Source organism: Aliivibrio sp. S10_S31 (assembly GCF_014694495.1).
GTDB lineage: Bacteria > Pseudomonadota > Gammaproteobacteria > Enterobacterales > Vibrionaceae > Aliivibrio > Aliivibrio fischeri.
This window is the reverse complement of the sequence record NZ_JAAUWR010000005.1, coordinates 36,421-56,600: the sequence shown is the minus strand read 5'-3', so window position 1 is coordinate 56,600 and position 20,180 is coordinate 36,421. Positions and strand designations below refer to the sequence as shown.

At 39.7% G+C, this 20,180-nt stretch carries 17 protein-coding genes; 2 read left to right on the top strand and 15 right to left on the bottom strand.

The window, feature by feature from the left end; genetic code table 11:
* Window positions 1-81 precede the first annotated feature (81 nt).
* The 4 genes from mazG to rlmD form a co-directional block, all read right to left on the bottom strand.
* Window positions 82-903, bottom strand: a complete 822-nt coding sequence (mazG, locus tag HC728_RS05865; RefSeq protein WP_190395199.1) for a nucleoside triphosphate pyrophosphohydrolase — start codon at window positions 901-903, stop codon at window positions 82-84.
* 93 nt (window positions 904-996) lie between these two features.
* The gene (locus tag HC728_RS05860) at window positions 997-2,130 is read right to left on the bottom strand and encodes a flagellin (protein WP_005420704.1); all 1,134 of its coding nucleotides are present in this window, start codon (window positions 2,128-2,130) and stop codon (window positions 997-999) included.
* Window positions 2,131-2,323: 193 nt separating this feature from the next.
* A complete protein-coding gene (gene relA, locus HC728_RS05855) occupies window positions 2,324-4,561 on the bottom strand; it encodes a GTP diphosphokinase (protein WP_190395198.1) in 2,238 nt (745 codons plus the stop codon).
* Window positions 4,562-4,627: 66 nt separating this feature from the next.
* On the bottom strand, window positions 4,628-5,944 hold the full coding sequence (gene rlmD, locus HC728_RS05850; RefSeq protein ID WP_065597570.1) for a 23S rRNA (uracil(1939)-C(5))-methyltransferase RlmD: 1,317 nt from the start codon (window positions 5,942-5,944) through the stop codon (window positions 4,628-4,630).
* Between the two features lie 163 nt (window positions 5,945-6,107).
* Here rlmD and barA point away from each other — a divergent pair, with 163 nt between their 5' ends.
* The gene (gene barA, locus HC728_RS05845; RefSeq protein ID WP_012534280.1) at window positions 6,108-8,903 is read left to right on the top strand and encodes a two-component sensor histidine kinase BarA; all 2,796 of its coding nucleotides are present in this window, start codon (window positions 6,108-6,110) and stop codon (window positions 8,901-8,903) included.
* A gap of 57 nt (window positions 8,904-8,960) precedes the next feature.
* Here the strand turns inward: barA and acpS are convergent, their stop codons facing one another.
* From acpS to rpoE, 11 genes are all read right to left on the bottom strand, one after another.
* The gene (acpS, locus tag HC728_RS05840) at window positions 8,961-9,341 is read right to left on the bottom strand and encodes a holo-ACP synthase (protein ID WP_012533282.1); all 381 of its coding nucleotides are present in this window, start codon (window positions 9,339-9,341) and stop codon (window positions 8,961-8,963) included.
* Window positions 9,341-10,072 (bottom strand): pyridoxine 5'-phosphate synthase, encoded by a 732-nt coding sequence (gene pdxJ, locus HC728_RS05835; protein WP_017019056.1) that lies wholly within the window; start codon window positions 10,070-10,072, stop codon window positions 9,341-9,343. The genes acpS and pdxJ overlap by 1 nt, the downstream gene beginning before the upstream one ends.
* A complete protein-coding gene (recO, locus tag HC728_RS05830) occupies window positions 10,069-10,785 on the bottom strand; it encodes a DNA repair protein RecO (protein ID WP_005420710.1) in 717 nt (238 codons plus the stop codon). Before recO ends, pdxJ begins: the two co-directional genes overlap by 4 nt.
* A gap of 176 nt (window positions 10,786-10,961) precedes the next feature.
* Window positions 10,962-11,930, bottom strand: a complete 969-nt coding sequence (gene era, locus HC728_RS05825) for a GTPase Era (protein WP_017019057.1) — start codon at window positions 11,928-11,930, stop codon at window positions 10,962-10,964.
* Window positions 11,930-12,601: a ribonuclease III gene (gene rnc, locus HC728_RS05820; protein WP_005420714.1), complete on the bottom strand. Its 672-nt coding sequence runs from the start codon at window positions 12,599-12,601 to the stop codon at window positions 11,930-11,932. Before rnc ends, era begins: the two co-directional genes overlap by 1 nt.
* A 10-nt stretch (window positions 12,602-12,611) precedes the next feature.
* A complete protein-coding gene (gene lepB / locus HC728_RS05815; protein ID WP_005420716.1) occupies window positions 12,612-13,514 on the bottom strand; it encodes a signal peptidase I in 903 nt (300 codons plus the stop codon).
* 122 nt (window positions 13,515-13,636) lie between these two features.
* Entirely contained in the window at window positions 13,637-15,430 is a 1,794-nt protein-coding gene (gene lepA / locus HC728_RS05810) for a translation elongation factor 4 (protein ID WP_005420718.1), read from the bottom strand.
* 89 nt (window positions 15,431-15,519) lie between these two features.
* A complete protein-coding gene (locus tag HC728_RS05805; protein WP_065597572.1) occupies window positions 15,520-16,005 on the bottom strand; it encodes a SoxR reducing system RseC family protein in 486 nt (161 codons plus the stop codon).
* Between the two features lie 5 nt (window positions 16,006-16,010).
* Complete coding sequence (gene rseB, locus HC728_RS05800; RefSeq protein ID WP_017019059.1) at window positions 16,011-16,988, bottom strand: sigma-E factor regulatory protein RseB; 978 nt, start codon at window positions 16,986-16,988, stop codon at window positions 16,011-16,013.
* Window positions 16,989-17,606 carry an RseA family anti-sigma factor gene (locus HC728_RS05795; protein ID WP_054775660.1) on the bottom strand — a complete coding sequence of 206 codons (618 nt, stop codon included), beginning with the start codon at window positions 17,604-17,606 and terminating at the stop codon, window positions 16,989-16,991.
* 29 nt (window positions 17,607-17,635) lie between these two features.
* Window positions 17,636-18,214, bottom strand: a complete 579-nt coding sequence (rpoE, locus tag HC728_RS05790; protein ID WP_005420724.1) for an RNA polymerase sigma factor RpoE — start codon at window positions 18,212-18,214, stop codon at window positions 17,636-17,638.
* 312 nt (window positions 18,215-18,526) lie between these two features.
* Between rpoE and nadB the strand changes: the two genes are divergently transcribed.
* Complete coding sequence (gene nadB / locus HC728_RS05785) at window positions 18,527-20,146, top strand: L-aspartate oxidase (protein WP_005420727.1); 1,620 nt, start codon at window positions 18,527-18,529, stop codon at window positions 20,144-20,146.
* The last annotated feature ends 34 nt before the right edge of the window (window positions 20,147-20,180 follow it).

Below are 20,180 nucleotides of genomic sequence, written 5' to 3'. Positions count from 1 at the left end.
CGGGAAGTGAATATACCAGAACCGCTTTATCGCCACAACGTGAAAAGTATCACAGTTAATTGATTTATTTTTTGCTCCAAATCAATTCCGCTCACTTCGCTTAATTTTTTCCCACTCAGAATCTAGCTCATTTAAATCACATTGCTCTATTTTTTTACCTTTTTTGGCGACGTTCGCTTCAATTTGACGAAAACGACGCTCAAATTTGTTATTTGCTTTGCTTAAAGCTTGCTCTGGATTTTTTTCTAAATGACGCACTAGATTTACCGTAGCAAAAAGTAGATCGCCTAATTCTTCTTCTACTTTTTCTTCATTTCTGGGTACTTTATAGACTTCTTCTAGCACTTCTGCCACTTCTTCATTTACTTTATTTGCAACAGGTTGTAACTCATCCCAATCAAAGCCGACTTTGGCGCACTGCTTTTGTATTTTATTTGCTCTTAGTAAGCTTGGTAAAGCCGTTGGAATTGTATCTAAGATGCTTTCTTGAACTGGTGTTTGTTGATTGTTTTTCTCTTTATCTAAACGTTCTTGTTGTTTTACTTTATCCCAATTGGCTGCAATTTCAGCATCAGATGAAAAATTATCTTCGCCAAAAACATGTGGATGACGGCGAACCAATTTTTCATTTAAAGTTTCTAGTACGTCATTAAAATCGAACAATTGCTCTTCTTTAGCGATTTGCGCGTAGAAAACCACTTGAAACAGTAAATCTCCCAACTCTTCTTTTAAATTGCTCCAGTCCTTTTTATGAATCGCACCCACCACTTCGTATGTTTCTTCTATGGTGTGTGGAACAATAGAATCAAAGGTTTGTTTTTTATCCCAAGGGCACCCTTTCTTTTCGTCTCTTAGTTGAGCCATGATAGAGAGTAACTGTTCAATATTATTTGGGGTGGTCATATTTATTCCCTGTGATTGGTATAAAAACAAAAAAGCTGTGACCATTATAGTCACAGCTTTCTTAATCTCGATGAATTTTAATTTTTTGACAAATTAGCCTAATAGACTTACTGCCGCATTTGGCGCTTGTTTAGCTTGTGCCAAAATAGATGAGCTTGATTGGCTTAAGATCTGGCTCTTAGTTAAATTTGTTGTTTCTTTAGCGAAATCCGTATCTTTAATCTGGCTATTAGAGTCAGAGATATTTTCGTTGATGTTCGTTAAGTTTTTAATTGCACTATCAAAACGGTTTTGAATTGCACCTAATGAAGCACGGTTACTATCTACGTATTCTAGAGCTGCATCGATAACGTCAATTGAACGCTGTGCGCCGCCAACAGTAGTTAAATCCATTGATGCTACTGTATCATCAGATTCGCCACCCATTTTTAGTTCATTAGCTAATGAACCGCTAAATTCTAATGGAGAAGAGATCGTCTCACCTGACATGAATACTTGAAGTACACCATCTTCAGTAACAGATGCGCTTAGCTCATTTGTTTGACCGTTAATGTAAGTTGCTAACTCTTCAATATCATCACCTGTTTTTGCTGTGATATTAATTTCTTGAGCATTACCATTCTTATCATTGTAAGACACATTGAATTGCGTATTCTCTGCACCTACTTTCCAGTTAATGTCACGACCTTCTTCAGCAAAGTAAGATTTACCGCCCATTGTCGCTTCATCAGCACGCATGCTATTAAGTGTTACTGCAACGGCTTCACCAGAATCTGCACCAATTTGGAATGATTTAGTACCAAATTCGCCGTTAATTAAGCGTGTACCCGCAAAAGATGTTGTTTCAGCAATACGGTTTAATTCATCAGTTAATGAACTTGCTTCTTCTTGCATTGCAGCACGATCAGCATCAGTGTTTGAACCGTTCGCAGATTGAAGAGATAAGTCACGTAGGCGTTGAAGAACGTTAGTTGTTTCCTTCATTGCACCTTCAGCAGTTTGCGTAATAGACATACCTTCATGTGCATTTCGTACTGCCACGTTTAGACCACGACTTTGCGCAGTCATACGGTTTGAAATTTGTAGACCAGAAGCATCATCAGCAGCACTGTTAATTTTCGAACCTGAAGACAATTTTTCCATTGAATCAGTTTGGGCAGCAGTTGCATTGTTCATATAACGTTGTGCTGTCATTGCCGAGATATTTGTATTTACTGAAATTGCCATTGTATTTGCTCCGGTCAGGCTTCATTTATTGTTATAGGGTTGAAGCCTATAATTCATCGTTGATACACATATTTACGGCCTACAATTTCAGAACTTGAGATTTTTTTTCAATAAAAAAGCCGAATATTTTAAAAAATATCCGGCTTTAATCTATCTTATTGATAAAACAGTTAATTTATTTTATCTATGGCGGTTATGACAAGCGAATGGCTTCCATTACATCTTTAACTTGTTCAACTCGTGTAATCAATCGACCGACAATATCGGCATTAAAGACCTCAAGATCAAAGTCCATGATCGTTAACTGCTTCTTGTAATCATTGCGGCTCTTCATGCCTGACACTTTAACTTTTTCATTAGCAAACAGAGTCGTTAGATCCTTTAACAGCCCAGTTCGATCCATTGCTGTAATACGTAAAGTCAGGATATAAGAGCCAACAAAACCACTTCCCCATACCGTATCAATAATACGTTCTGAAGCATGATGACGAAGCTCGTTTAGCTGATCACAGTCACTGCGGTGAACTGAAATACCACGGCCTTGTGTAATATACCCTGCAATTGGGTCACCCGGAATTGGCTGACAACAACGCGCTAAATGCGTCATTAAGTTATCAACCCCTTCAACAACAACTGCATCTTTACGTTGTTTGCTCTGTGCTTGTGCCTGAGCTTGCGCTTTTGCTTCTGATTCTTGAAGTTGCTCAAGCGCCTTTTGATCTTCTTGCTCTGCCGTTGGTTTATTTACTAGCGCATTGATGTGATTTACGATCTGGTTAATACGAAGATCACCACTACCAATCCCAGCAAAAAGCTCATCGGTTGAATTTACATTGAAACGCTTAAGAGCATAACGCTCAGCATCTTTCAATGTTCCACCAATTTTAGCTAATTCAACTTCAAGGATCTCTTTACCTGCATCTAGGTTTTTCTCACGACTTTGCTTTCTAAACCACGCATTAATCTTAGCGCGAGCACGACTCGAGTTAACAAAACCCAATGTTGGATTTAACCAATCTCGTGATGGATTTGGTTCTTTTTGAGTGATAATTTCAACTTGATCACCCATTGATAATTGATGCGTGAAAGGAACAATACGTCCACCAACCTTAGCACCAATACAACGATGTCCTACTTCTGAGTGAATATGATAGGCAAAGTCGAGTGGCGTTGCTCCCATGGGTAAATCGACCACATCACCGCGAGGGGTAAAGGCATAAACACGATCATCAAATACTTGGCTACGAAGTTCATCCAGCATTTCACCCGAATCAGACATCTCTTCTTGCCAATCAAGTAACTTACGTAACCATGTGATTTTTTCATCATAACCACTACGGCTGTTACTACCCGGACCTTCTTTGTATTTCCAGTGAGCAGCAACTCCTAACTCTGAGTCTTCATGCATGTCCTTAGTACGGATCTGAATTTCTATGGTTTTGCCTTCAGGACCAAGAACAACAGTATGAATAGATTGATAACCATTGGGTTTTGGGTTTGCTACATAGTCATCAAACTCACTTGGTAGGTGCTTAAATTTGGTATGAACAACCCCCAAAGCCGCATAACAATCTTGCAGTTTATCAGCAATAATTCGAACCGCTCGAACATCAAAAAGCTCATCAAAGGCCAAGCTTTTCTTCTGCATTTTTCGCCAAATACTGTAGATGTGTTTAGGTCTACCGCTTACTTCAGCATTGATATTACATACTTTCATCTCATCACTTAAATCAGTGACAAAATCATGGATGTATTGCTCACGAACAATTCTTCGTTCTGAAAGTTGTCTCGCGATTTTTTTATAGGTATCCGGTTGTTGATAGCGGAAAGAGTAATCCTCAATTTCCCACTTTAATTGACCAATACCTAGACGGTTGGCAAGCGGAGCATAAATATTATTACACTCTTTCGCAGCAGCACGACGCACTTCATCTGGTTCATTTTTCACTTCACGTAGATTACAAATACGTTCAGCTAGTTTAATGATCACACAACGAAAATCATCCACCATAGCCAGTAGCATACGGCGAATATTATCGACTTGGTTTGATGCTGACTCAGGCCCTACGGTTGCATTTAATTGTCCAATTGAGTCCATCTCTTCGACGCCCTCAATGAGTTTTTCAATTTCTTTACTGTAATGCTCTGTGAGGATTTCTTTATCTAGAAGACCACTCGACACCAATGGGAAAAGTTGTGCAGCAACCAAGGTGGCTTTATCCATACTCAGAGTGATTAAAATTTCAATCATCTCTCGGCCACGCCATAACAATAGCTGGCCATTTTCATGGGACGCCACTAATTCCTGACAATGCAGGTAAACTTCTGTCAGTTTTTTTGAAGTGGGTTTATCTTGTTCGAGGCTGTCTATCCATTCAGCTAACTCGAACGTTTCATTTTCCTTTAGATGTGCTCCGCGAACTGCGACCATGTCCGTTTCCTATTAATTCTCTAATCTGTAATTCTTTTGATCCCGCCTAACGAACTCAAGAATGAGTTAACGTTCAAACAATGCCATAGATTCCAAATGCCCTGTATGAGGGAACATATCAAGCATACCTAGCCTAGTAAGCTTGAAACCGTGTTGAATAAGTAATTGGCTATCGCGCGCAAGTGTTGCTGGGTTGCACGAAACATAAACCACGGTTTGAGGCTTTAATTTTGCCACAGTTTCCATCACACCTGCAGCCCCTGCTCTGGCAGGATCCAGTAAAATTTTTGTAAACTTTGTGCTAGCCCACACTTGATCGCTAGCCTCTTCTTCTAAGTTAGCTTGATAAAACGACACATTAGAAAGATGATTTCTTTCGGCGTTCAATTTTGCACGTTGAACCATGTCATCAACCCCTTCAATCCCCACTACTGTTTTTACTTTTTTAGCTAATGGCAGACTAAAGTTTCCTAACCCACAAAATAGATCCAATACGCTGTCGTTTTCATTTAAGTCTAACCAAGATAAGGCTTGCTCAACCATTTGCTCATTGACTTTGCGATTTACTTGAATGAAATCTTTCGGCGTAAAATAAATTTTGGTTCCATCAATAAGATAAAATGGTTCTTCTCCACGAACATGATTTAATACATCCGCTTCAGGCATTAGGTATAGGATTAAATTGCGTTCTTCACAATAATTAACTAATGCTTGGTGATCCTTCTCATTAAAATCTGCCACATGACGAATAAGTAAAACACTGCCATTATCTGCCTGTACAAGCTCAACATGACCTAGGTTTTTCTTACCTTTTAACTGGTTTAATAAAGTAAATAATGACTCTAAATGTTGATCTAACTCTTGAACAAGAACAGGGCAATGGCGAACATTTACAATTGCCTTACTCTGTTTTTTACGAAAACCGAAATCAAGCTGATTGGTTTGTTTATTAATCATTAAGCTGATGCGAGCTCGACGACGGTAACTTAGTTCTTCACCCATAATAGGCTGAACCATCTCACATTGTGAGACACCTTGCTTTTTCATCAGTTCTTGTAGCTTTTCATTTTTCGCTACAATTTGTTCTTCATGTTGTAGATGCTGTAAATTACACCCACCACATTCATGATAATGCTGACAAATCGGTGTTTGGCGCTTTTCACTTTTCTGCGCTAACTTGATCAGTTTTGCACGAGAAAATTGCTTCTTTTGCTCAATAAACTGAATGATCGCTTTTTCACCAGGCAATGCTCCCTCAATAAACACGGGTTTCTTATCAACAAAAGCAATTCCAGCTCCGTTGTGATCTAATCGAACCACATCAACTGATAGATGTTTTGTGTTTACAGAAGCTTTCTTTTTCGGTTTGAAGAATTGCGCCATTATTACTGCCTGGTTTACAAAAATTAGCTCCATTATACCGAAACCATATGAAGATGCAGTCTTGATTTACGTTCTATCTTGCGCTTTCGACAGAGAATAATTGAGCTTAGCCTCTAAGTTGATTAAGCTACGCCCTCAAGGAAGTTAAACGAATCGAATTTATATGAAAAAATACGGCCTACGTGCACGAGTCATAACGCTAACATTAGCGCCTACATTAATTATCGGGTTACTGCTGAGTGGTTTCTTTACCATGAACCGATACAATGACTTAGAGAATCAATTAATCTCTAGTGGCACAAGTATTATTGAACCTCTTGCTATCTCTAGTGAATACGGAATGACAGGAAAAAACCGAGAAGCGGTTCGTCGTTTAATTAGTTACGCTCACAGAAAGCATTCCAATATTGTTCGTAGTATTGCCGTATTTGATGAGCATCATGAGCTTTTTGTTACTTCTAACTTCCATCCAAACTTTGAAAGCTTAACGTTTCCTAAAGATAAACCCATTCCATTACTTCTTGATATTTCCTTTCAAGAAGAATCTCTGATTTTAAGAACCCCTATTCTTCCTGAAGGTAAGTTCTCAGCTAACTTCGACTCATCTCATATCAATGAGCCATTAGGTTATATCGCCATTGAACTTGATCTTTCTAGCTTACGCTTACAGCAATACCAAGAAATATTCTCAGCATTACTCGTTCTTGCTTTAGGTTTGGGCTTGTCTGGTGTTTTTGCTTATCGGTTAATGCAAGATGTGACTCAGCCTATCTCACACATGGTTAGTGTGGTTGATAGGATCCGTCGTGGTCACTTAGATGTTCGTATTGAAAATAAACTGCACGGTGAATTGGATACTCTAAAAAATGGTATCAATGCCATGGCAATTTCTTTATCTGAATACCACGTTGAAATGCAGCAAAGTATCGACCAAGCAACCTCTGATCTTCGAGAAACCTTAGAACAGTTAGAGATTCAAAACGTTGAGTTAGATATTGCGAAAAAACGCGCTCAAGAAGCTGCGCGAGTGAAATCTGAGTTCTTAGCAAACATGTCACACGAATTAAGAACACCGCTTAATGGTGTGATTGGTTTTACTCGACAAATGCTAAAAACATCACTGTCTGAGAACCAACAAGATTACTTACAAACTATCGAACGTTCAGCCAATAACTTACTGACAATCATCAACGATATTTTAGACTTCTCTAAACTGGAAGCGGGTAAATTACTGCTAGAAAACCTGCCATTTGATTTCCAAGATAGTCTTGATGAAGTCGTTAGTTTATTAGCACCAAGTGCTCATGAGAAAGGATTAGAGATCACCCTAAAAATTGATCAACGTGTACCATCTGGCTTAATCGGCGATCCACTACGTATTCAACAAGTTCTCAATAATTTGGTGGGTAATGCGATTAAATTTACTGAAAAAGGCAATATTGATATCTCGGTTGAGCTCAAACATTTAGCTGACGATTATGTTGATTTGCAGTTCGTGGTTCGTGATACTGGTATTGGTATTTCTGAGCGTCAACAAGCGCAACTTTTCCAAGCATTTAGTCAAGCAGATGCTAGTATTTCTCGTCGTTACGGTGGTACAGGTTTAGGCCTTGTTATTACCCAAAAACTAATTTCTCAAATGGGCGGTGAGATAGGCTTAAGTAGCCGTCTTCACCAAGGTTCTACCTTCTGGTTTACGATCAGAATGCACCCAACAGATCTACCTATGCTGAATGATCATGACATTACTCAGCTAGAGAAGAAAAAGCTGTTACTTATCGAACCAAATATGCAATCGGCTTCTATTTTGCAGCAACAATTTATTAGTCATGGTGTCTTTGTTACTTATCGCTCAACACTACCTGAAATTATCGAGCCACATGACTACGCGTTGATCAGTTTAAGCTCGAACTCAAAACCGAGTATTGAAACGATCCAAGAGATGACATCTCAACTTTCAGCTAACTGCTCAACGATCATCGTTGGTCTACCAAGTACCGAGCTTGCTTTAACTGACGAACTAAACCAGTTCTCGCATATTACGTGTCTATCTAAACCGTTTGCGAAGAAAAAACTATTAGACGCTCTACTTGTTGAGAAAGATCTGCAACCCGTTCCTGAGTTGCCTGATTTAATGGCTCATGCTTCTGAAGAGCAAAAATTACCAATTAAAGTCATGGCTGTTGATGATAACCCAGCTAACTTGAAACTGATTTCAGCACTATTAAGTGAGCAAGTAGAAACCGTTATTACCTGTGATAATGGTTTAGATGCGGTTCAACAAGCCACAGAGCAACACTTCGACATTATTCTTATGGACATCCAAATGCCGAAAATGGATGGGGTAATGGCATGTAAAGAAATACGTAAAACAGCACTGAATGCACAAACACCAGTTGTTGCTGTTACTGCCCATGCAATGGAAGGTGAGCGTGAACGCTTAATTAGCGAAGGGATGGATGACTACTTAACTAAGCCAATCGAAGAACATGTTTTACAACAAGTGATCATTCACTGGAGTCCATTAACGGACAATAGCGATGTTGAAAAAATCACAATATTAGCGGATGCAATCCCTGAACTTCATGTTGAAGAAGCCAATGATAAAGTCATGGGCAGTATCGATTGGGAAGCGGCATTAAAACAATCAGCAGGTAAAGAAGACCTTGCACAAGAAATGCTACAGATGTTGATCGACTTCATTCCTGAAGTAAACGAATGGATTGATAAGGCGTTAGAAAGTGATATTTCTGAAGAAGAACTTTGCCATTATATTCATAAGCTACATGGCAGTAGCTCATATTGTGGTGTCCCACGCTTGAAGCAACTTTGTAATTTAATTGAAACGTCATTGCGACAACATCAAACTATCTCTGATATTGAACCAGAGCTGTTTGAGCTGCAAGATGAAATGGAAAAAGTAACTAAAGATGCAAACCTGCTATTAAGCAATAAATAACTGAACGTCTGATTAAATGATAAAACCAATCTAACCGTAAGTTAGGTTGGTTTTATTTTAAGATTCGAAGATTACGGTTGCTACTGCATAATGACGTTCATCAGAAATAGTAAGATGAATATTCGCAATATGACTTTTTTGGGAAAGCTCTAACGCCTTTCCTGACAAGGTTAACATTGGTTTTCCATTTTCATCATTTGAAATCGTAAAATCATGAAAAGTAACACCATGAGCAATGCCAGTGCCTAATGCTTTTGATGCCGCTTCTTTAGCAGCAAAACGCTTAGCTAAAAACCGCCCTTTCTGTTTTAACTCTTGATATATTTCAAATTCAGACTGACTTAAAATGCGTTCTGCAAATGCATCTCCTGAGCGTGAAAGGGCCTTCTCAACCCTTTCAATCTCTGCAATGTCAGTACCTAAACCAACAATTGCCATTACTTACGAGCACCTAGCATAATACGGTGCATATCCGAAACCGCCTTTTCTAAACCATCAAACATCGCTCGTCCCATAATTGAGTGACCAATGTTTAGCTCGTAAATTTCAGGCAGTGCAGCAATGGCTTCTACATTATGATAAGTCAAACCATGACCAGCATTTACAATAAGCCCTTTACTTGCTGCATAGCTTGCACCAGCTGCAATCTTCTTCAGCTCATCTTGCTGTGCTTCTTCTGTTTCAGCATCAGCATAAGCACCTGTATGAAGTTCGATGAAAGGAGCACCACACTCAACAGCCGCATCAATTTGCTCTTTATCAGCATCAATAAACAAAGATACCTTAATGCCCGCCTCTGTTAGCTTTTGAGTTGCAGCTTTCACTTTTTCTAGCTGACCTGACACATTCAGGCCACCTTCTGTTGTTAACTCTTCACGTTTTTCAGGAACAAGACAAACAAATTCAGGCTTGGTTTCTAAAGCGATTCCAACCATTTCATCTGTAACAGCCATTTCTAAATTCATTCGAGTTTGCAGCGTTTCACGCAGAATACGTACATCTCGATCTTTAATATGACGGCGATCTTCACGTAGGTGAATCGTAATACCTGCAGCACCAGCACGCTCAGCGATTTCTGCTGCGTGTACAGGATCTGGATATTTAGTACCTCGCGCATTTCGAAGGGTTGCTACGTGATCGATATTAACGCCAAGTAAAATTGAACTCATTTTAGAATACTCCTTGTTCTAGGAAGAAACAGTTCCCTACTTTTTAGGGGCTTACCGCCAAGATACGGCTTTAAGGCTATACGTGTAAAGCGTTTTGCCGCTTTTAATTGTTCTGGTGTGGTAAATCGTCGCTCACTAATGGCAATAAGCTCATTACCTTTAAAGCTCATTAAAGGGTCATGACGAATGGACGCCATGAAACCTTGTTGCTCACGGTAACGATAAGTCATTTCAGGAGAGACCATTTCACCACTGCCTGCACAATGTAAGAAATCAACGCCGTAACCCATTGCTGATAATAAAGCCAATTCAAAACGTCGTAGTGCGGGTTCTGGGTTGGTACTCTGAGCTAATTCAGTTAAAGCGGTGAGGTAATCAAGAAAAAGGGCTGGATATGGGGTTTCTTGCTCTACAACTCGCACCAATAATTCATTGATGTACATTGCTGAGTAAAGATTAATGCCAGTAAGAGGAATGCCTAAGCTGATGGTTTCAGCTTGTCGCAGCGTACGCATGGATCCTTTACCTGACCATTTCATCAGCAATGGGGTAAAGGCTTGTAGTACACCTTTTAAATTAGAGCGCTTACTTCTCGCCCCTTTGGATATAATAGATAAACGACCATACTCTTCGCTAAACACATCTAAAATTAGACTGCTTTCACTATATGGTCTACGGTGCAGGACAAAACAGCGTTGTAAGCCTTCTTCCACGTTTCTTACCCATTTAATTAACTATACGCTTCGCTAACGATAAAGCTTTGCTTCTAGAGACTATAAAAGATCTCTTTCGTTATAACAAAAAATCCCAAACAACTTAAAATAATCTGATTAAGTTATTCGGGATCCTGCTCTCGCTCTTATAGTTTCTAGTTTCTAGTTTCTAGAAATTATAAATCGTCGATGTAACCTAGAGAACGAAGTGCTCGCTCATCATCAGCCCATCCAGATTTCACTTTAACCCAAAGCTCTAAATACACTTTACGGTCAAATAAACCTTCCATATCGATTCGAGCTTCGCGGCCAATAGTTTTGATCTTTTCACCGTTCTTACCGATAACCATTTTCTTCTGGCCATGGCGCTCAACAAGGATCAAACCATTGATGTGGAAACCATCCATTTTTGGATTGTAATCAAAACGCTCAATTTCAACGGTTACTGAATAAGGCAATTCTTCACCAGTAAAACGCATCAATTTTTCACGAATAATTTCTGATGCCATGAAACGTTGAGAACGGTCCGTTACGTATTCCTCAGGGAAGTGGTGAACCGCTTTAGGCAAGTGCTCACGAACTAACTTATGAACCACATCTACGTTAGAACCTGTTTTTGCTGAAATTGGCACAACATCAACAAAATCCATTTTATCCGTCATCTCTTGTAAGTGAGTCATAACGTCTTTTTTATCTTTAACGTTATCAACTTTATTCACTAACAATACTGTTGGGAATTCAGATTTTTTCAGTTTGTTTAGAACCATTTCATCGTCAGGAGTCCAGTGAGTACCATCCACAAGGAATAATACTAAATTCACATCACTTAACGATGAGTTTGCAGCACGGTTCATTAAACGGTTAATTGCTCGTTTTTCTTCGATATGAAGGCCCGGAGTATCAACATAAATCGCTTGATAATCGCCATCAGTATCAACACCCATAATACGGTGACGAGTCGTCTGAGGTTTACGTGAAGTAATCGAAATCTTCTGACCTAAAATTTGGTTAAGAAGCGTTGATTTACCTACGTTTGGGCGGCCAACAATAGCAATGAAACCACAATGTTGGTTGTCACTTACTGCTTCTGACTTTCCTTCTGATGCGAAATACGCGTCTAAATCAAATTCTTTTTCATCTGACATTAGTTAAGTTGTCCTAATGCAATGTCAGCAGCCGACTGTTCTGCCTTGCGGCGACTGCTTCCTTTTCCGATAACCGGCTTATCCAAGCCAGCCACGATACATTCAATAGTGAACTCTTGATTATGAGCTTCACCTTTAATTTTAGTTACTGTGTACGTTGGTAATGGCTTACGACGACCTTGTAAGTACTCTTGAAGACGTGTTTTCGGGTCTTTTTGAGATACGCCAGGTTCAATTGATTCAAGGCGAGTGTTATACCAAGATAAAATAATGCCACGTACTGTTTCAGTATCACTATCTAAATAGATAGCACCGATAATTGCTTCTACCGCATCCGCTAAAATAGAGTCACGACGGAAACCACCGCTTTTCAATTCGCCAGGGCCTAAGTATAGGTAATCACCTAGCTGAAACTCACGACCAAGCTCTGCTAATGTATGACCACGAACTAATGTTGCACGCATACGACTCATATCACCTTCATCCACTTTAGGGAAACGGTGGTACAAATCATCTGCAACAACAAAACTCAAAATCGAGTCGCCTAAAAACTCTAGACGTTCATTGTGTGTACCATTAGCGCTACGGTGAGTCAGTGCTAACTTAAGAAAACTTTCATCTTTAAATTGATAGCCAATTTTCTTTTCTAAGCGTTGTAGTGAAGAATTCATATATTTTTAATCAGTCTATGCCACCGATGCGATTAAAACGAACACCAGTAGGAATAAAGGAAGGCAGCATGCTATCGCTACCACGGTCAAATTCAAAGCTGATCCAGATCCCGACCGCTTTACCAACCAAGTTCGCTTCAGGAACAAATCCCCAATAACGACTGTCAGCGCTGTTGTCACGATTGTCACCCATCACAAAGTAGTTACCTTCTGGTACTACCCATTCGTTGTAACCAGGTCGAGGTTGATACATCGACACACGATCTGAACGCATAGGGTTAACCAAAATATCATGCGTTGTATCTTTCGCTAATTGCTCAGTATATTGAACTAAATTAGTGCGATCTTGCATGAATTCACTGTCTTTCATATTCGTTAATGGAATGATGTTACATTGGCTTTCGCCTTTTGGTTTCACACACAATTGCTTAGATGAGCTATAGATAACCGTATCACCAGGTTCACCAACTACACGTTTAATATAGTCGATATTTGGCTGTGGTGGGTATTTAAATACCACAATATCACCACGCTCAGGCTTACCCGTTTCTACAAGTTGTGAACGCCAAACAGGGTCTTTAATTCCATAAGAGAATTTTTCAACCAAGATAAAATCACCCACCAATAACGTCGGCATCATCGAACCGGATGGGATCTGGAACGGCTCATAAATAAATGAGCGCAACACTAAAACAATACCAATTACAGGAAAAATAGAGACAGACTGCTCAATCCACGCTGGTTGTGGGGCTACTTTTTCAAGTGTCGCCTCATCAACTTGTCCATTCGCTTGTTCACGTGCTGCTGCAATTTTTTGCTTACGCTTTGGTGCCCATACGAATTTATCAATTGCCCAAATAACACCAGTAAACAGGGTTACTAGAACCAATATCAGTGAAAAAGTGTTAGCCATTACATTCCCTTCGGTTGTTAAGTGTTGCATAACAAAGAAAGCGAAGACCATGGATCATCGCTTTCTTTGAGTTGTAATAAAGCTTAAATTTACAGAACTCTGAAGATTCAGAAATCAGAAAATTAATCTTTACCTACATGAAGAATCGCAAGGAAAGCTTCTTGTGGTAATTCAACATTACCAATCTGCTTCATACGTTTCTTACCTTCTTTTTGCTTCTTCAACAGTTTTTTCTTACGGCTAATATCACCACCGTAACATTTTGCAATTACGTTTTTACGTAGTTGCTTAACTGTTGAACGCGCAATAATGTGAGCACCAATTGCTGCTTGAATCGCGATATCAAACATTTGGCGAGGGATGAATTCTTTCATCTTCTCAACCAACAGACGACCGCGACCTTGTGCATTATCATGGTGAGTAATGATAGCTAATGCATCTACTCGATCACCATTGATTAATACGTCTACGCGAACCATGTTTGATGCTTCGTAACGCTGGAAGTTGTAATCCAGTGATGCATAACCACGAGATGTCGATTTCAGACGGTCAAAGAAGTCCAAAACAACTTCAGACATTGGAATATCGTAAGTTAGTGCAACTTGGTTACCGTGATAAACCATATCAACTTGTACACCACGTTTTTCAACACATAGACTAATTACGTTACCTAAATAATCTGCTGGTACTAAGATGTTACAACGAGCAATTGGTTCACGAATTTCATCTAAATCGTTAACTGCTGGCAGTTTTGATGGACTATCTACGTACAGTAAATCGCCGTTATTTAGTACCACTTCGTAAACTACTGTTGGTGCTGTAGTGATTAGATCAAGATCGTATTCACGCTCGAGACGCTCTTGAATGATTTCCATGTGAAGCATACCAAGGAAGCCACAACGGAAACCAAAACCAAGTGCCGCTGAACTTTCTGGTTCATAGAAAAGTGATGCATCGTTTAGGCTTAATTTACCAAGAGCATCACGGAAGTTTTCATAATCATCAGAAGATACAGGGAATAAACCTGCATATACTTGTGGTTTTACTTTTTGGAAGCCAGGTAGACGCTCTTCACACCCGCCTTTCGCGTGTGTCAATGTATCACCTACAGGAGCACCAAGAATATCTTTGATACCACAAACAACCCAACCAACTTCGCCAGTATTCAACACATCAGTATCGATTTGTTTTGGAGTGAAGATACCAATACGGTCGATACCCCAAACTTGGCCAGTGCTCATTACTTTGATCTTGTCATTTTTCTTCAGTGAACCATTTTTAATTCGAACTAAAGAAACAACACCTAAGTAGTTATCGAACCATGAGTCGATAATAAGTGCTTGTGTTGGTGCATCAGGATCACCTTCTGGTGCAGGAATAGATTTAACAATAGTTTCAAGAACTTCATCAACACCTAAACCCGTTTTTGCTGAACAGCGCGTTGCGTCTGTTGCATCAATACCAACGATCTCTTCGATTTCTTCAGCTACACGATCTGGATCTGCCGCAGGTAAGTCAATCTTGTTTAAGATTGGTACTACTTCTAGGTCCATTTCTATAGCTGTGTAACAGTTTGCTAGAGTCTGTGCTTCTACACCTTGACCCGCATCGACAACCAATAGCGCACCTTCACAGGCAGCAAGTGAACGCGATACTTCATAAGAGAAGTCAACGTGTCCAGGTGTGTCGATAAAGTTTAGTTGATAAGTCTCACCATCTTTAGCCGTATAGTCGAGCGTCACACTCTGGGCTTTAATAGTGATACCACGTTCACGTTCTAGATCCATTGAATCAAGAACTTGCGCTGCCATTTCACGGTCTGACAGGCCACCACAAACTTGGATTAGGCGGTCAGATAGTGTCGATTTACCGTGATCGATATGGGCAATAATAGAAAAATTACGAATGTGCTTCATGAATGATGTGACAAACTCAATTAGTTAATAGGATTGGATCGTGAGATCAAGTTGTGGGATTCTACCCAATTTCTGAGCAAGTCGCTATCTTATCGTGCAGCATTTCCCAAGTTTGTGTCGGAAAGTGGCTCTCCTAGCACTCTAAGTAAGCTAACTTGTTGTTCTGTTTTTTGCTCAATATGATGAGAAAGTCTTTTTGCTAATTGGTAACCACCAAGGGAAAATAAAGCCGATACAACAATTGTTGTGAGCTCTCCAACACCAATCATTGGGCTTAAAAACCACTCAGACAATAACGCACCAAGCAATAAAAACAGAAGTGGCGTTAAATAAACAATAGCAGCGGACTGCAATAAATTCTTCTCAGGTAGGCCAATTTCAACCAATTGACCTACTGATAACTTTTTCTCAGTATGAAATGCCCAATGATGGACTTTTCCAGGTAGTGCTTTAGAAACAATCCCTGTTCCACAAGAGTCTTTTGATGAGCAGTGGTTACAACTTGTTTTTTGTTGGCATCCCACTACTACAATATCTTCTTGTACTTCAAGAACGGTAGCTAATGCAGTCATCATTTTGATTACTTATCCTCAATAATTGGTTTTGATTCACTAAAAACCACTGATTCAGCAATACGCTTAGCTGTTAATGCTGGGATGTCACCAACAACACTGATTTCATAATCGCCTTTAATATAACTATGTAATGAACGACGACCTTGGCGAACAAGCTGTTCTTTATGACTGAGTTTATCGGCTTCTGAGATATAAACCGAAAAATTAAATAGACCATCAGAATACATCTGACTTTCCACCGCTCTTTGGTTCATGGCTAAACGATAACGATTAAAGTGAATATTTTTAAATCCACTCGGTATCCATGTTACTTCCCACGTCGCTTTATCATTTGTTGAACTCGGAATCGAAATTACTTTAGGTAACTCAGCATCACCTAATCGTTGTGTCATATACGTCGCAATTTGGTCATTTACGGTATAAGAAATCACACGATACTGTTCGATAATGTCACCTTCTCGACTAACTAAGTCAGTACGCATAGGGAGATGACTACGTTCATCAATCCAAACAATATAAGAGTATCTATTACCGTCTTTTGAAACAATTCGCACCACTTGAGATGCTGTACCCGCTTCTCTTGCTCGACCTACCGATACAAAATCATAATATTGCTTTAATTTCGCAATATCTTTATGCAAAAGAGGAATAATAGGCGCAACAATCGCCTCTGATTTAATCGTAAACGGCTTGCTGCCTTGCTCTAAGTAACTGATCTCATTATTTCTACGTATAACCTCACGCATTGAACCACTAAGATAAACTAAGTGAGACAGTGTCATATTCTCTGAATGTGAGTGACGATACATAAAAGGTTCTATGCTACTTTTCTTAACTAAAATATAAGAAAGCTCATAATTTAAATTATGGCTAGCCTCTCCCATCAGATGCAACAAAGCCTCAGCAGAAGGTTTTTCTTCAGCTGAGGCCATTATTGGAAAGAAGCTGACCAATGCAATAAAGCTGATCAGGATACGTTTCATCTATTCTGCCAATGTTGAATTTTGTTCTAATAGCTCTCTATCAATCGAACCATCGTGAGCATTCAAACGAAGTTGTAATTCATAATCTTGTAGCATCGCATTAATACGTTTACGTTGCTCCATTACATCCGCTTCACTTGAGGTTTTATTCACTAATGAATCACGCGTTAAACTCACTGGTTCAGCACTGCCACTAAATGGAATGGTATCAAGTACTTGAATATCCCCACTTGCAGGAATGGTACTTGGCTCTGAACCGTTATACTGCTGAACACCAACAATAACAACCAATGAGAAGCAGGCTGCCATGGCTACTTGGCCAAATTGAGTTAACCAACTAGGTAATGTCTTCTTTACTTCACTTGGTGTAGGTTGCGACGGCATAAACTCCGTCACCGTATCATTCATAGAATGAGCGGGTTCATCCTCAAGAGCGAGAGCAACGTTGGCAGCAATATTCCATTCTTTGCTGTCAGGTGCATCGCCTCTCATAACATCACCAATTAAATGGTAATTTTTCCAAGTCTCTGCATTTTCACTGTTTGATAAGGATTCAATGAACGCATTGTCCATTTCTTCATTATCTATAAACGCAGATATTTGTTCTTTATCAGTCATTGTCTTCACCGTTTGACCGTTGGAAATAATTAACGCTGCATTAGCGGTTGGATTTTTTTCTCAACAACTTCACGAGCTCGGAAAATACGCGAACGAACCGTACCAACCGGACACTCCATTACAGCAGCAATTTCTTCATAACTTAAGCCCTCTAGCTCTCGTAATGTAATTGCTGTTTTTAAATCTTCTGGCAATCCATCAATTGTTGAAAAGACGATTTCTCTTAACTCTTCTGACAACGATAAATTCTCTGGGTTCGTGATTTCCTTTAATGCACTCGCCCCTTCATAATATTCCGCCTCTTCTGCATCTACATCTGATGCTGGCGGCCTGCGTCCTTGAGCAACAAGGTAATTCTTAGCTGTATTGACTGCTATGCGATACAACCAAGTATAAAATGCACTGTCCCCACGAAAGGTTGGTAACGCACGATACGCTTTAATAAACGCTTCCTGGGCTACATCAGGCACATCACCACTGTTCTTTACGTAACGAGCAACAAGGTTACATACTTTGTTTTGATATTTTACAACAAGATGATTAAATGCTTGTTTATCGCCACGTTGAACACGCTCAATTAAAACTTGATCTGTTAACTGCTCACTCATTGGAGCGGGTACTCCCATGTTATTCTTCTTAGATGCGCATTAAGTCTACATAACGCAATAGCTTATAATGAACCAGCTATACCACGATTAACTTGAGCACTATGTATGAGTTTCTAATTCTTAGAAAGTTCCTTTATTATTACATTTTTTTATCAATTTAATATATCTATATCAATCCATGAGGTTTTAAAATCCTTTTTGCTGATATTTACGAACTTTTATTCTTGATATTTAAGATTCCATTCCAAAATGTGACGCAACCGGATAGATTCTGGTAAAATGATCGGATTATCACAGGAAAATGATGAATATATGAACATAACCAATGAACACAGTTGTGACGTTTTAGTCATAGGCAGTGGTGCTGCTGGTCTTTCTCTTGCCCTTAGAGTCGCACCACATGGAAAGGTGATCGTCTTAAGTAAAGGCCCTCGAAATGAAGGCTCAACCTATTACGCTCAAGGCGGTATTGCTGCTGTATTTGATGAAAGTGATACGGTTGAATCACATGTTGAAGATACCCTTGTGGCAGGTGCACACATATGTGACCGAGATGTCGTTACATTTATTGCAGAAAACGCAAAACATTGCGTTCAATGGTTAATTGATGGCGGCGTTCCTTTTGATCACGATGATGAAAAAGAAACCGATATCTCCGATCCTAAATTCCATTTAACTCGTGAAGGTGGACATAGCCACCGTCGTATTTTGCATGCTGCAGATGCGACAGGTAAAGCAATGCAGAATTCACTGCAAGAAAATGTGCTTAACCACCCAAATATTACTATTTTTGAACGCCACAATGCGTTGGATTTAATCACCGAAGATAAAATTGGTGGTGATGCGGATAAAGTTGTTGGTGCTTATATTTGGAATCGTGATGCAGAACATGTTGAAACGGTTCGTGCCAAATTTGTTATTTTAGCCACTGGCGGTGCATCTAAAGTATACCAGTATACATCAAACCCAGATGTATCTTCAGGTGATGGTATTGCAATGGCATGGCGTGCAGGTTGTCGAGTTGCTAACTTAGAATTTAACCAATTCCACCCAACCTGTCTTTTCCACCCTGACGCACGAAACTTCTTAATGACAGAAGCATTACGTGGTGAAGGCGCTTATTTACGCCGTCCAGATGGTACTCGTTTTATGCCAGATTTCGACGAGCGTGGTGAGCTTGCTCCTCGTGATGTTGTTGCTCGAGCTATCGATTACGAAATGAAGCGTTTAGGGGCTGACTGCATGTATTTAGACATCAGCCATAAACCTGAAGACTTCATTCACCATCATTTCCCTACCATAAATGAAAAATTGCTTTCATTTGGTATTGATATGACAAAAGAACCAATCCCTATCGTACCGGCTGCTCACTATACGTGTGGTGGTGTTATGGTTGATAAACAAGGCCAAACCGATATTGATGGTCTATTTGCCATTGGTGAAGTAAGTTACACAGGCCTTCATGGTGCAAACCGTTTAGCGTCAAACTCATTATTAGAGTGCGTTGTGTATGCGTGGTCAGCGGCTGAATATATTATTAAAGATATGGATAAACGCGAACTGCCACCAACGCTACCAGCATGGGATGAAAGCCAAGTTGAATGCTCTGATGAAGAAGTGGTTATCCAGCATAACTGGCACGAATTACGCCTATTCATGTGGGATTACATGGGTATCGTTCGTACTGACAAACGTCTAGAACGTGCACTGCGTCGTATTCAGTTACTAAAACAAGAAACTCATGATTATTATAGTAATTTCAGAGTTTCGAATAACTTAATTGAATTACGAAATCTTTTAGACGTATCTGAACTGATGGTACGTTGTGCAATGAAACGTAAAGAAAGTTGTGGTTTACACTATACGCTTGACTACCCAGAAGCATTGGAAGAGTCAGGCCCAACGATTTTAGTGCCAACCAACTTTAAGTAGGCGCGAATAAGCTTTACTTAATAACGACAACACG

Excerpts from the sequence above, each read along its gene's own strand:
- mazG (WP_190395199.1), bottom strand. The coding sequence starts at position 903 with ATGACCACCCCAAATAATATTGAACAGTTACTCTCTATCATGGCTCAA.
- HC728_RS05860 (WP_005420704.1), bottom strand. The coding sequence starts at position 2,130 with ATGGCAATTTCAGTAAATACAAATATCTCGGCAATGACAGCACAACGT.
- relA (WP_190395198.1), bottom strand. The coding sequence starts at position 4,561 with ATGGTCGCAGTTCGCGGAGCACATCTAAAGGAAAATGAAACGTTCGAG.
- rlmD (WP_065597570.1), bottom strand. The coding sequence starts at position 5,944 with ATGGCGCAATTCTTCAAACCGAAAAAGAAAGCTTCTGTAAACACAAAA.
- barA (WP_012534280.1), top strand. The coding sequence starts at position 6,108 with ATGAAAAAATACGGCCTACGTGCACGAGTCATAACGCTAACATTAGCG.
- acpS (WP_012533282.1), bottom strand. The coding sequence starts at position 9,341 with ATGGCAATTGTTGGTTTAGGTACTGACATTGCAGAGATTGAAAGGGTT.
- pdxJ (WP_017019056.1), bottom strand. The coding sequence starts at position 10,072 with ATGAGTTCAATTTTACTTGGCGTTAATATCGATCACGTAGCAACCCTT.
- era (WP_017019057.1), bottom strand. The coding sequence starts at position 11,930 with ATGTCAGATGAAAAAGAATTTGATTTAGACGCGTATTTCGCATCAGAA.
- rnc (WP_005420714.1), bottom strand. The coding sequence starts at position 12,601 with ATGAATTCTTCACTACAACGCTTAGAAAAGAAAATTGGCTATCAATTT.
- lepB (WP_005420716.1), bottom strand. The coding sequence starts at position 13,514 with ATGGCTAACACTTTTTCACTGATATTGGTTCTAGTAACCCTGTTTACT.
- lepA (WP_005420718.1), bottom strand. The coding sequence starts at position 15,430 with ATGAAGCACATTCGTAATTTTTCTATTATTGCCCATATCGATCACGGT.
- HC728_RS05805 (WP_065597572.1), bottom strand. The coding sequence starts at position 16,005 with ATGATGACTGCATTAGCTACCGTTCTTGAAGTACAAGAAGATATTGTA.
- rseB (WP_017019059.1), bottom strand. The coding sequence starts at position 16,988 with ATGAAACGTATCCTGATCAGCTTTATTGCATTGGTCAGCTTCTTTCCA.
- HC728_RS05795 (WP_054775660.1), bottom strand. The coding sequence starts at position 17,606 with ATGACTGATAAAGAACAAATATCTGCGTTTATAGATAATGAAGAAATG.
- rpoE (WP_005420724.1), bottom strand. The coding sequence starts at position 18,214 with ATGAGTGAGCAGTTAACAGATCAAGTTTTAATTGAGCGTGTTCAACGT.
- nadB (WP_005420727.1), top strand. The coding sequence starts at position 18,527 with ATGAACATAACCAATGAACACAGTTGTGACGTTTTAGTCATAGGCAGT.